Source organism: Mycolicibacterium sp. XJ2546, from assembly GCF_053483195.1.
This window is the reverse complement of record NZ_JBEFRW010000004.1, coordinates 38,140-49,632: the sequence shown is the minus strand read 5'-3', so window position 1 is coordinate 49,632 and position 11,493 is coordinate 38,140. Positions and strand designations below refer to the sequence as shown.

12 protein-coding genes and 1 pseudogene are annotated in these 11,493 nt (G+C 68.3%); 8 read left to right on the top strand and 5 right to left on the bottom strand.

Annotated features, from left to right (window positions below):
• Window positions 1-11: 11 nt before the first annotated feature.
• The gene (locus ABQE44_RS09190) at window positions 12-668 is read left to right on the top strand and encodes an SRPBCC family protein (protein WP_448429296.1); all 657 of its coding nucleotides are present in this window, start codon (window positions 12-14) and stop codon (window positions 666-668) included.
• A 2-nt stretch (window positions 669-670) separates the two neighbouring features.
• Window positions 671-1,843: pseudogene (locus ABQE44_RS09185) on the top strand (vWA domain-containing protein); the annotation flags it as partial.
• A 21-nt stretch (window positions 1,844-1,864) separates the two neighbouring features.
• Here the strand turns inward: ABQE44_RS09185 and ABQE44_RS09180 are convergent.
• Window positions 1,865-2,542: a DedA family protein gene (locus ABQE44_RS09180; RefSeq protein WP_448392679.1), complete on the bottom strand. Its 678-nt coding sequence runs from the start codon at window positions 2,540-2,542 to the stop codon at window positions 1,865-1,867.
• A 130-nt stretch (window positions 2,543-2,672) separates the two neighbouring features.
• Between ABQE44_RS09180 and ABQE44_RS09175 the strand changes: the two genes are divergently transcribed.
• The gene (locus tag ABQE44_RS09175) at window positions 2,673-3,686 is read left to right on the top strand and encodes an alcohol dehydrogenase catalytic domain-containing protein (RefSeq protein WP_448392418.1); all 1,014 of its coding nucleotides are present in this window, start codon (window positions 2,673-2,675) and stop codon (window positions 3,684-3,686) included.
• A 44-nt stretch (window positions 3,687-3,730) separates the two neighbouring features.
• On the opposite strand, the gene ABQE44_RS09170 is transcribed toward ABQE44_RS09175, so the two are convergent.
• Window positions 3,731-4,579 (bottom strand): Rv0361 family membrane protein, encoded by an 849-nt coding sequence (locus tag ABQE44_RS09170; RefSeq protein ID WP_448392417.1) that lies wholly within the window; start codon window positions 4,577-4,579, stop codon window positions 3,731-3,733.
• A gap of 92 nt (window positions 4,580-4,671) precedes the next feature.
• Between ABQE44_RS09170 and ABQE44_RS09165 the strand changes: the two genes are divergently transcribed.
• A complete protein-coding gene (locus tag ABQE44_RS09165; protein WP_448392416.1) occupies window positions 4,672-5,088 on the top strand; it encodes a DUF3151 domain-containing protein in 417 nt (138 codons plus the stop codon).
• On the opposite strand, the gene ABQE44_RS09160 is transcribed toward ABQE44_RS09165, so the two are convergent.
• Both ABQE44_RS09160 and ABQE44_RS09155 read right to left on the bottom strand, forming a co-directional pair.
• Window positions 5,085-5,975: a cation diffusion facilitator family transporter gene (locus tag ABQE44_RS09160; RefSeq protein WP_448429294.1), complete on the bottom strand. Its 891-nt coding sequence runs from the start codon at window positions 5,973-5,975 to the stop codon at window positions 5,085-5,087. The genes ABQE44_RS09165 and ABQE44_RS09160 overlap by 4 nt on opposite strands.
• Before the next feature lie 75 nt (window positions 5,976-6,050).
• Window positions 6,051-6,830: a site-2 protease family protein gene (locus tag ABQE44_RS09155; RefSeq protein WP_448429292.1), complete on the bottom strand. Its 780-nt coding sequence runs from the start codon at window positions 6,828-6,830 to the stop codon at window positions 6,051-6,053.
• 33 nt (window positions 6,831-6,863) lie between these two features.
• On the opposite strand from ABQE44_RS09155, the gene ABQE44_RS09150 reads away from it, so the two are divergent.
• Window positions 6,864-8,216, top strand: a complete 1,353-nt coding sequence (locus tag ABQE44_RS09150; RefSeq protein WP_448392413.1) for a cytochrome P450 — start codon at window positions 6,864-6,866, stop codon at window positions 8,214-8,216.
• Here the strand turns inward: ABQE44_RS09150 and ABQE44_RS09145 are convergent.
• Complete coding sequence (locus ABQE44_RS09145) at window positions 8,167-8,742, bottom strand: peptidase M50 (protein WP_448392412.1); 576 nt, start codon at window positions 8,740-8,742, stop codon at window positions 8,167-8,169. The two genes, ABQE44_RS09150 and ABQE44_RS09145, sit on opposite strands and share 50 nt — an antisense overlap.
• An 89-nt stretch (window positions 8,743-8,831) precedes the next feature.
• Here ABQE44_RS09145 and ABQE44_RS09140 point away from each other — a divergent pair, with 89 nt between their 5' ends.
• Genes ABQE44_RS09140 through ABQE44_RS09130 form a run of 3 tightly spaced genes read left to right on the top strand, consistent with a single transcriptional unit; the run spans window position 8,832 to window position 11,418 of the window.
• Window positions 8,832-10,130, top strand: coding sequence for an adenylosuccinate synthase (locus tag ABQE44_RS09140; protein WP_448392411.1), 1,299 nt, complete (start codon window positions 8,832-8,834; stop codon window positions 10,128-10,130).
• Window positions 10,127-10,762 (top strand): PaaI family thioesterase, encoded by a 636-nt coding sequence (locus ABQE44_RS09135; RefSeq protein ID WP_448392410.1) that lies wholly within the window; start codon window positions 10,127-10,129, stop codon window positions 10,760-10,762. The genes ABQE44_RS09140 and ABQE44_RS09135 overlap by 4 nt, the downstream gene beginning before the upstream one ends.
• A 44-nt stretch (window positions 10,763-10,806) precedes the next feature.
• Window positions 10,807-11,418: a hypothetical protein gene (locus ABQE44_RS09130; protein WP_448392409.1), complete on the top strand. Its 612-nt coding sequence runs from the start codon at window positions 10,807-10,809 to the stop codon at window positions 11,416-11,418.
• Window positions 11,419-11,493 lie beyond the last annotated feature (75 nt).

The window sequence follows — 11,493 nt, the reverse complement described above, 5'->3', positions numbered from 1 at the left end:
AGGAAAGCTTGATGAAAATCGCCAACGAGTTCACCGTCAGTGTCCCGGTCGAAGATACTTGGGAGCTGCTGAATGATCTCGAACAGGTCATCCCGCTCATGCCGGGAGCCCAGATGACCGGCCGCGACGGCGACGACGTGCTCGGCAAGGTCAAGGTGAAGGTCGGTCCGGTGACCAGTGAGTTCAGCGGCAAGGTGCACTTCGTCGAACAGAACGCCGAGGAGCACCGCGCGGTCATCGACGCCAAGGGTAAGGAGGCCCGCGGCACCGGAAACGCCGCCGCGACCGTCATCGCTCAGTTGCACGCCGAAGGCGACCACACCCGGGTCAACGTCGACACCGATCTGAAGGTGGTCGGCAAGCTGGCCCAGTTCGGAAGCAGCATGCTGCAACAGGTTTCGGAAAAGCTGCTCGGCCAGTTCGTCGAGGCGCTCGAGGAGAAGCTGGCCGCCGACCGGGCGGCCGCGCTGCCCGCACCCGAACACGACGGCGTTGCACCGGTGACCCCGCTGCCCCAACCCGCTGCCGCCAAGCCGCAATCGGAAGCCATCGACCTGCTGGAACTCGCCGGTGGCGGAGCGTTGAAGAAATACGCGCCTGCGGTGCTGGGTGCCGTCCTGGCCGCGGTTGTCGTGTTGATGCTCGTGCGAAAGGCCCGGCGCGGGTAACGATGACGACACCGTATCTGCTGCGCGGCGTCGATATCGCCGCCTTCGCCGTCGCGCTGGTGGATCGGTTACACAACGGTGGTGTGGCGGTCTCCGCCAGCGGACCGACAGGATTCGTCGAGGTGCTGCAACACCGATGGCCCGCCACCCGAACGCAGCTGTACTGGGCGGCGCGGCTGACCCTGGTGAACCGGGTCGAGCACATCGCGCCGTTCGACGCGGTGTTCGACAGGGTGTTCGCCGACGCCGTACTCGGCGTGGACCCGCCCGGGCTCAAACGCAGCCTCGGCACCACCGTCGCCACCGAAGTGGGCGTGCCCGGCCGCGCGGACGTCGTCGCTGAAGGCGGGCTGCCGTGGAGCACCCGGCCCGCATCGGTGACAGCGACCGACCCGCACGACGGCGATCTCGGCATCCCCGACACCCTGCCCAGCCGGATCGTGGCCTGCGCCGACGAACCGTTCGGCAGCTTCGACCCCGACGAGCTTCGGCTGCTGGGCCGGTGGCTGGAACAGTCCGTAGTGCGCTGGCCGCAGCGCCGCACCATGCGTCGCGAGCCGCATCGGACCGGTAAACGCATCGACCTGCGGGCGACCATGAAGCAGTCGCGCGAGACGGGCTGGGAGACGATGCGGGTCGCGCGAACCCGGGCCCGTGCGCACCCGCGTCGCGTCGTGCTGCTGTGCGACGTCAGCCGCTCGATGCAGCCCTACGCCACCATCTATCTGCACCTGATGCGCGCTGCGGCGTTGCGGCACAGCGGGATCCGGCCCGAGGTGTTCGCGTTCTCCACATCGCTGACCCGGCTCACCGCGGCACTTTCCCACCGTTCCGCGGAGGTCGCGCTGGCCAGGGCCAACGCCAAGGTCACGGACCGATACGGCGGAACACGCGTCGGGCACTGCGTGGGGGAACTACTGTCGGCGCCGCACGGCAACGCGCTACGCGGCGCGGTGGTGATCATCGCCTCCGACGGATGGGACAGCGATCCGCCGGAGATTCTGGATCGGGCGCTGGCGCGGGTGCGTCGGCGCGCGCAGACGCTGGTGTGGCTCAACCCCCGCGCCGCACATCCCGACTTCCGCCCGCTGGCCGGTTCGATGGCCGCCGCAATGCCCTACTGCGATCACTTTCTGCCCGCGGACTCGGCTGACCGGGCTGAAGAAATTGTTCGCCGTGCTCGCCGACCAAGCGGTCTAGGACGGCTGCTCGGTGGCCGGCTGCGCGGTCCCGCCGGCGCGCTTGGCGGCGCGACGACGTTTGAGCCACTCCAGCAGCATCGGCATCACCGACACCACCACGATCGCGATGACGATCGGCTCGAGCAGGTTCTGGATGAACTCGAACTGGCCCAGCCAGTAGCCGAGCAGCGTCAATCCCACGCCCCACACGACGGCGCCGACGATGTTGTACAGCGCGAACACCGGATAGCTCATCCGGGCCGCGCCCGCGGTCAACGGCGCGAGCGTCCGCACAATCGGCACGAACCGGGCGATCACGATCGCGAACGGGCCGCGCTGCACGAAGAACTCGTGCGCCTCGTCGAGGTACCTCTGCTTGAGGAACCGGGCGTCGGGCTTGAACATCGCCGTGCCGATGTTGCGGCCGATCCAGTAACCGGCCTGACCGCCGAGGATCGCGGCGATCGGAATGAACACCAGCAGCTGCCACAGCTGGAAGTTGATGGTTTGGCCGCCCTCTTCGGCCAGCGCCGCCGTGCCCGCGGCCAGCATTCCGGCCACAAACAGCAGCGAGTCCCCCGGCAGGATCGGGAACAGCACCCCCGACTCGACGAAGATCACGACCAACAGGCCCACCAGCGCCCAGGTACCGAAGTACCCGAGCAGCGTCATCGGGTCCAGAAAGTCCGGCATGAGCGCCAGCTGGTCACTCGCCGCCAAAAAAGCCGTGGTGGTCACAACGCCCCAAGATACCGTCGCTCGCGCCGATCCAGGAAAACGTCGTCGGCGGGCGCCGGCGCGTCGGCGCCACTAATCTTCGAATATGCCGACGCACAGAGCCGTCCTTGTGGAATCCGCCGGTGCGCCCCTGGTGCTCAGCGACGTCGAGACGACGTCACCGCCGCGCGACCACGTGCGCATCGCCGTCGCGGCGTGCGGGGTGTGCGGCACCGACCACGGCATCGTCAACGGCGGGTTCCCGGGGATGACATGGCCGGTCACGCCGGGGCACGAACTCAGCGGCACGATCGCCGAACTCGGCGACGGCGTCGACACATTCGCGGTCGGTGACCGGGTCGTGGTCGGCTGGTTCGGCGGCAACTGCAACAGATGCGTGCCGTGCCGCAAAGGTCAGTTCCTGCAGTGCGTGCGGATGCAGGTGCCGAGCTGGCACTATCCGGGCGGCTATGCCGAGTCGGCCGTCGTACCGGTGACCGCGTTGGCGCGCATCCCGGATGAGTTGTCCTTCGCCGAGGCAGGCCCGATGGGCTGCGCCGGCGTCACCACCTTCAACGCGCTGCGACGCACCGCGGCCCGGCCCGGCGACCTCGTCGCCGTGGTCGGCGTCGGCGGGCTCGGACATCTCGGGGTGCAGTGGGCCAGGGCGATGGGCTTCGAAACGGTCGCGGTCGCCCGCGGTGCCGACAAAGCCGACGACGCGCGCACCCTCGGTGCACACCACTACGTCGATTCCACCGCCGAGGACGTCGCGGCGGCGCTTCAGGCGCTCGGTGGCGCGTCCGTGGTGTTGGCGACCGCAGCGAACTCGGCGGCGATCGGCCAGGCCGTCGGCGGTCTCGGCCCCGAGGGCGATCTGGTGGTCGTCGGCGTGTCACCCGATCCGTTGCCGATCACCCCGGGGGAGTTGATCATGGCCGGGCGTCGCGTGACCGGGCACCCTTCGGGCACGTCGCGCGATGTGGAGGAGACCATGCGCTTCGCCGTACAGACGGGGGTGCGGGCCTGGATCGAGGAGCGGCCGCTGGCCGAGGCCGCCGATGCGTACGCCGCGATGGCGGCCGGCCGCGCACGCTACCGCGTGGTCCTCACCATGTGATTTGGGCGCGCCTACGCCCGCTCAGCGTCCATGAGCGCGCCGAATCACGCTTGCGGCGCCTGGCAGATCTTCCACTGGTCGTCGCGGAACTGCAGGTCGAAACTGCGGGTCGAGCGGGTCTGCGGGGCGAACGCCATGAACGTGGTGACGTTGGCCTCGGCGTGGTCGCCGTTGACCACCACCTCGTCGATGCTGGCCACCACCGGGTACTGCTTGGCCGCCGCGACGCGGGCGTGGGTCTCGGCCCACGCCTGGTCGTTGTACTTGACGTAGCTGTCGCGGGTGGCGCCGCAGGTGATGCTGCGCAGGGTGGCCAGATCGCCGTTCTGGATCGCGATGTCGAAGTTCTGGATCGTCGAGCGCACCTGGTCCTGCTGCGACACCTTCGACTCCGAACCGCGCGTCAGCAACACCGTGCCGAGGATCGCGACGGCTACCAGCGCCGCGATCACCAGGACCACCGCGATCACCCAGCCCCAGCTGCGACGGTTCTGCGGCGGCGCCTTGGGCTCCTCGCCGCGAGGCGGAATCACCTGCGGTGCAACGGGTTTCTGCGGTGGTGGCGCACCCGGCGGCGGCGAGAACACCTCGGTGGCTGGATCGTGCGGGGTGTCGATCTGCTGGGTAGAGCCGGCGTCGAAACCCGACGGCGCGGTGAACCGGCGCTCGCCCGGTTGGCTCACCGGGGCCTGCTCGGTGTTGGCCTCGGCCTGCGAGATCACCTCGGTGGCCGGTTCGTGATCGGGATCCGGCGGCGGCAGCACCTCGGTGGCGGCGTCGGAATCGTGGCGCGCGACGTCGCCGGATTCGGTGGAATCTACGCGGTCGGCGTCGTCGACGGCGGCCTCGTCGACCTCGTCATCTGGCTGGTCAGGCCCTGATGGGTTCGGCATCCGTGCTGCATTCCTCCCTTACGACGCTACGGCCGGAAGCTTAATCATCCGGCCGGATCTCTGCTTTGCCCGACGCACGGCACAATGGGGCCATGACGCGGATGGGTGATCTCCTCGGACCGGATCCGGTACTACTTCCCGCTGACAGCGCCGCGGAAGCGGAGTTGGCGGACGCCGAGAACCCCGCCATCGTGGCGGCTGCGCATCCGACGGCGTCGGTTGCGTGGGCGGCGCTGGCGGAGACCGCGCTGGCCGATGATCAGGCCGTCACCGCCTACGCGTACGCCCGCACCGGCTACCACCGCGGGCTGGATCAGTTGCGCCGCAATGGCTGGAAGGGCTACGGGCCGGTGCCCTACAGCCACGAACCCAACCGCGGGTTCCTACGGTGTGTCGCGGCGCTGGCCCGCGCCGCCGACACGATCGGCGAGGCCGACGAGTATCAGCGCTGTCTTGACCTGCTCGACGACTGCGATCCCGAAGCACGCTCGGCGTTCGGGCTGGCTTAGTCGGCCTCACACCGGCAGTCCGCGGCGTCGCCTGGCGGCTCCACCTGAACCGTTGAGTGGTCCAAACCGCGGGCCGTCAACACCGCACGCGCGTCATCGAGTACCTGCGCGGAGTCTCGGGTGCTCGTCAGGTGCGCGGTGACTATGTCCTTGCCGGGCACCAAGGTCCACACATGCAGGTCGTGCACTTCGGTGACGCCCTCGACCTCGCACAGCGCGGTGCGCAGCTCGTCGACGTCGATGTGGGTCGGTGAGGATTCCGAGAGGATTCGCAGGGCGGCGCGGGCCAGCGAGAACGCCCGCGGCAGCACCCACAACGCAACGAAGACGGCGACCACCACGTCGGCGTAGGGCCAGTTCGTGGTGACCGTGACGATGCCGGCGATCAGCACGCCCACGCTGCCCACGGTGTCGGCGAGGACTTCCATGTAGGCGCCCTTGACGGCCAGGCTGCTCTCGGAGTGCGACCGCAACAGCAGCACGACGACCGCGTTGGCGGCCAACCCGGCCAGCGCAACGACGATCATCGGTACGCCGGGCACGTCGGGCGCGTCGCCGAGCCGTTCGACCGCCTCGTAGAGGATGAACGCCGCCACCCCGACCAGCAGCACCGCGTTGGCGACGGCGGTGAACACCTCGGCGCGGTGCCACCCGTAGGTGCGGGCGGGAGAGGTGCTGCCGCGGCGGGCCAGTAGCACCGCGGTCAGGCCCATGAACATCGCCACCAGGTCGGTGAGCATGTGGCCGGCGTCGGCGAGCAGCGCGATCGAGTTGATCAGCAGCGCGGTCGTGAGCTCCAGCACGAAGAATGCGGTGAGGATCGCCGCCGCGATGACCATCCGCGATACGCGGGCATCAACCGATCCGTGCGCATGTCCGACACCCATGCCAGCAAGATATGCATAAATACGCATATATTCAAGGCGGCGGCTTGCGCGGGGCCTTTCGCCGCCCCGCAGGATCTAGAGCCAGGCGGACCAGAACCGAGTCAGCGCGTTGCCGGTACCCACGAGCTGTCGAGGCACGCCGGAGATGTCGAAGATCCACAGCACGATGTCCCAGAACCACTGGTTGAGCCCGGGGGCCAGCAGCAGGATCAGCAGGATGAAGAAGCCCCACTGCTTGACGGGTTGCAGGGCCCGCTGGGTTTCCGGGCTCAGGTGCGGTTCCAGGGCGCCGTAACCGTCGAGGCCGGGGATCGGCAGCATGTTGAGCACGAACGCGGTGACCTGCAAGAAGCCCAGGAACGCCACGCCGGACCAGAACACCGAGCGCTGCGCGTCGTGCATGACCGCGGTCAGGCTCAGCAGCAGCACCGCGAAGGCCAGGTTGACGGCTGGGCCGCCGAGGCTGACCAGAGTCTTCTGGCGGTTGGTCATGAACGACGTACGCACCCACACGGCTCCGCCGGGTAGGCCGATGCCGCCGATCGCGATGATCAGGATCGGCAGCCCGATCGACAGCAGCGGGTTGGAGTACTTGAACGGGTTCAGCGTCAGGTAGCCGCGGAGGGGGACGTCGTGGTCGCCGAAGCGCCACGCCGTGAAGGCGTGGGCGAACTCGTGCAGGCACAGCGTCACCACCCAGCCGGCGATGACGAAGATGAACACCCCGACGTAGGCCAGCACGTCCGGCGCGTCGGCGGCCGCCCATGCCAGTGCGCCGCCGACCGCCGTCAGCGCGACGATGGCCAGGAAGACCGGGCTGGGCCGCACCGACTGGTTCAGCGGACGGATAGTCACGGCTCGAAACCTACCGCTGTGAGACAGTCGGGTATGCGACCACCGAGCCTGCCTGCACCGAAACCGTTCAGCGCGGTGTTCGGGGGCGTGTACGCCGCGGCATACGGGGTGGGCGGCCAGCAGCTCGTGCACCAGCTGGTGCGGCGTTGCGGCCCGGTGGTGGAACTCCCGGTGCTGGGCTTCGGAAAGGTGGTCGCCGTCGGCGATGCGACGCTGGCCAAGCAGGTGTTCACCGAGAAGTCCGACGTCCTGCTGGGCGGCGAAGGGGTGGGGCCGGCGGCGGCCATCTACGGCCCACGATCGATGTTCGTCCAAGAGGAGCCCGAGCACCTGCGCAGGCGCCGGTTGCTGACCCCGCCGCTGCACGGCCAGATGCTGGACAGCTACGTGCCGATCATCGAGGCGGCGACGCGGTCGGCGATGGCGACCTGGCCGGTCGGGCGGCCGATGCGCATGCTGAAAGCGGCGCGTGAACTCACCCTGGATGTCATCGTGCAGGTCATCTTCGGGGTCCAGGATCCGGAATCGGTGGCGCGGTTCGGCAAGCCGTTCGAGCAGCTGCTCGACTTGGCGCTGGCCGAGGAGACACCGGTGCGATACGCGCTGCGCCGGGTGGGAGCGCTGCGCCGGTGGGGCAAGCTGTCCGACGTCAACCGCAGGATCGACGAGCTGGTAATGCCGCTGATCGCCGAACGGCGCTCCGATCCTTGCTCCGCCGACCGAACGGACATTCTCAGCATCCTCGCGCACGCCCGCACCGACGACGGGGACCGGCTGTCCGAGGACGAGATTCGAGCCGACCTCATCACCTTGATGCTCGCGGGTCACGAAACCACCGCGACGACCCTGGCTTGGCTGATCGACCTGCTGCTGCACCACCCGGACACGTTGGCACGGGTGCGCGAAGAAGCCCGGTCCGGCGACACCGAGTACACCGAGGCCGCCATCTCCGAAACGTTGCGGCTGTGGCCGGCCGCGCCGATCACCGGCCGGATGACCACCGGCCCCTACCGGCTGGGCGACTACCTCCTCGACCCGGGAACGCGCATCGTGCTGCTGCTCGATGTCGTGAATCGCGATCCCAGCACCTACCCCGAGCCCGACGAGTTCCGGCCCGAGCGGTTCATCGGCAGCCGACCGCACCCCTATGCCTGGATCCCGTTCGGCGGCGGTCTCAAACGGTGTATCGGCGCCAGCTTCTCGATGTGCGAGCTGACCACCACGCTTCACACCATCCTGCGTGAGGGCCATCTGGAACCGGTCAGCTCCCGGCAAGAGGCCGCGCCACTGCGGGCCGCGCCGGTCGTTGTGCCACGCGACGGCACGATGGTGCGGTTCATACCCGCAACCAGCCCTCGGTGTGCCGGTAGAACGTCGAACGCCTGACCGGGCGGGCGGCCGGCACCCCGTCGCGCAGCACGGTGGCGCCCGTCGTGCCCAACTGGGCGGCGCGGCCGGTAACCCAGCGCAACCGACCCCTGCGCAGTACCGCCGCGCGCAGCCCCGGCAACGTCGACGTGGGTTCGACGCGGACCCCGGGGGTCTCGCCGTCGAACAGCACGGTGTCGTCGACGACGGCCTCACCAAGAAGGGGCTTACCGGCCGGGTCGCCGCGCCATTCCGCGGCGCCGACGACCACGGTGCCGGTTTCGTCGCGGATCAACGGCACCCGCGTGGCGGCGCCGTGCAGCGCCCGGCGCACCTGCCATGGACGTCGTACGTGCGCGACCTCGACGTCGAGCCGGTCGGTGCGCAGTAGCCGGGTCAGCACGCCGGCCAGGTCGGCATCCGACCCCACGACGATCATCCGACGACAGGCGACCTCGGGGCTGTCGACGACGGGCAAACCACGCAGCGGGCGGGGCAGTCTGCGGTCGCCGAACGACAACACCACGATGTCAGCGGCGCTCAACGCGGCTCCTCACATGGGGCTGGGATAAGGTAGCTCACCGGCTGCAAAGTGTTGATGCAAGAGTAGCGGCGAACTGCGAGGACCGAGCCATGCCGGCAATCGTGCTCATCGGCGCCCAGTGGGGCGACGAGGGCAAAGGAAAAGCCACCGATCTACTCGGTGGGCGTGTCCAGTGGGTGGTGCGCTACCAGGGCGGCAACAACGCCGGCCATACCGTCGTGCTGCCCACCGGCGAGAACTTTGCCCTTCACTTGATCCCCTCGGGCATCCTCACGCCCGGCGTTACCAACGTCATCGGAAACGGCGTCGTCGTCGACCCGGGTGTACTGCTCACCGAGCTCAAGGGGCTCGAAGACCGCGGCATCGACACCGAACGGCTACTCATCTCGGCCGACGCCCACCTGCTGATGCCGTATCACGTCGCGATCGACAAGGTCGTGGAACGCTATGCGGGCAGCAAGAAGATCGGCACCACCGGCCGAGGTATCGGCCCGTGCTACCAGGACAAGATCGCCCGCATCGGAATTCGCGTCGCCGACGTCCGCGATCCCGTCTTGCTCGCCGAAAAGATCGAAGCCGCACTGGAGTTCAAAAACCAGGTGCTGGTGAAGGTCTACAACCGCAAAGCGGTCGACGCCGACGAGGTGGTCGAGACCCTGCTGGAGCAGGCCGAAGGGTTCGAACAACGCATCGCCGACACCCGCTACCTGCTCAACACCGCGCTGGAAGACGGCGAGACGGTTCTGCTGGAAGGCTCGCAGGGCACCCTGCTCGACGTCGACCACGGCACGTATCCCTATGTGACGTCGTCGAATCCGACGGCTGGTGGTGCAGCGGTCGGATCCGGTATCGGCCCCACCCGCATCACCACGGTGCTGGGGATCCTCAAGGCGTACACCACGCGGGTGGGCTCGGGCCCGTTCCCGACCGAGTTGTTCGACGAGAAGGGCGAATACCTTTCGAAGGCGGGCGGTGAGGTCGGTGTGACGACGGGACGGCAGCGCCGCTGCGGATGGTTCGACGCGGTGATTGCCCGCTACGCCACCCGCGTCAACGGAATCACCGACTACTTCCTGACCAAACTCGACGTGCTGTCCAGCCTGGAGACCGTGCCGGTGTGCGTGGGTTACCGAGTGGACGGTAAACGCCTCACCGACATGCCGATGACCCAGTCCGACATCGCTCGCGCCGAACCGATCTACGAGGAACTGCCAGGTTGGTGGGAAGACATCTCCGGGGCCCGTGAGTTCGACGATCTGCCCGCCAAAGCACGCGACTACGTGTTGCGGGTGCAAGAGCTTGCAGGAGCGTATGTTTCGTGTATCGGGGTGGGCCCTGGCCGCGAACAGACCATCGTGCGCCGTGACGTCCTGGCGGCCCGTTCGTGAGCCAAGATCCGCATCTGATCGACCCCGACTACGACAAGCATGGCGGCTTCCCCGATTTCGAGCCCGCGCAGCCAGGGCCGGGGTTCGGCCGGTTCCTGACCGCGATGCGCCGCCTGCAGGATTTGGCTGTCTCCGCCGATCCCGACGGTGACACATGGGACTTGGCCGCCGACCGCACCGAGGAACTCGTCAAGCTGCTCGAACCTTTCGAAGCACCCGAAGGCGTCGGGCCGGCCAACCGGGTGCCGGATCTGCCCGGCGCCGGCAGCCTGCTGATGCCGCCGTACCGGGATGTCACTATGAGCCCCGAGGGTGTCGAGCTCACCGTGCAGTTCAGCCGGTTCTCGGTGGGCGGTAACTCCGCGGTTCACGGGGGCGTGCTGCCGTTGCTGTTCGACTCGGTGTTCGGCATGGTCATCCACGCCGTCGGCCGGCCGATCAGCCGCACCGCGTTCTTGCACGTGGACTACCGCAAGGTGACCCCCATCGACACGCCGTTGACGGCGCGGGGGTGGATGCGAAAAGCCGAGGGCCGCAAGGCGTTCGTCAACGCCGAACTGCGAGACCCGGACGCGAACCTGCTCGCCGAAGCCAACGGGCTGATGATTCTGCTGCTGCCCGGACAACCGTGAACTCGCCGCGACCACACCGGCTTTCGACACCGAGGGCGGCTGCGGTGGCCGGGGTGCTGTTCGCGCTGCTCTTCGGTACTGCACTCGTGCTGATCCGCACCGCTCTGCCCGACGGGGCTGAACCCGGATCGCAGTGGATCGCGGGCGCGAGCGGCCAACTGCGGGCCTCGGCGATCCTGATGCCGTTCGCCGGCATCGCGTTTCTGTGGTTCATCGGTGTCATCCGTGACGGCTTCGGCCGCTACGAGGACAAGTTCTTTGCGACGGTGTTCATCGGCAGCGGTCTGCTGTTCTTGGCGATGATCTTCGCGTCGTCGGCGGTGGGTGCGGGCCTGGTCGCCAGCCGGGCTGGTCAGGCCGACGTGACCGCGCGCGACGAGGTAGCGGCGTTCGGCCAGGCCATGCTCGAAGTCCTCAGCACCACCTACGGACTGCGGATGGCTGCGGTGTTCATGATCTCGCTGGCTACCATCTGGCTGCGGACCGGGCTGATGCCCCGCTGGCTTGTCGTGGCCACCTACCTGGTGGCCGTCGGGCTTCTGATCGCCGCCGACGTCAGCATGTGGCTGGTGCTGGCGTTCCCGCTGTGGGTGCTGGTGGTCAGTATTTTGCTGCTGGTCCGGGCCGGCGTGATCGACCTCGATCATCAGCCGTAAGCCACGAGCGCTGAATATGATCGTGGGCTCGGTGCAAAAGGCTGACGACGGATGGCGCAGCTGGGCGTGGCCCGC

Bases quoted from the DNA above. Each gene is read 5' to 3' on its own strand.
- ABQE44_RS09190 (WP_448429296.1), top strand. From the start codon at position 12: ATGAAAATCGCCAACGAGTTCACCGTCAGTGTCCCGGTCGAAGATACT.
- ABQE44_RS09180 (WP_448392679.1), bottom strand. From the start codon at position 2,542: ATGCCGGACTTTCTGGACCCGATGACGCTGCTCGGGTACTTCGGTACC.
- ABQE44_RS09175 (WP_448392418.1), top strand. From the start codon at position 2,673: ATGCCGACGCACAGAGCCGTCCTTGTGGAATCCGCCGGTGCGCCCCTG.
- ABQE44_RS09170 (WP_448392417.1), bottom strand. From the start codon at position 4,579: ATGCCGAACCCATCAGGGCCTGACCAGCCAGATGACGAGGTCGACGAG.
- ABQE44_RS09165 (WP_448392416.1), top strand. From the start codon at position 4,672: ATGACGCGGATGGGTGATCTCCTCGGACCGGATCCGGTACTACTTCCC.
- ABQE44_RS09160 (WP_448429294.1), bottom strand. From the start codon at position 5,975: ATGGGTGTCGGACATGCGCACGGATCGGTTGATGCCCGCGTATCGCGG.
- ABQE44_RS09150 (WP_448392413.1), top strand. From the start codon at position 6,864: ATGCGACCACCGAGCCTGCCTGCACCGAAACCGTTCAGCGCGGTGTTC.
- ABQE44_RS09140 (WP_448392411.1), top strand. From the start codon at position 8,832: ATGCCGGCAATCGTGCTCATCGGCGCCCAGTGGGGCGACGAGGGCAAA.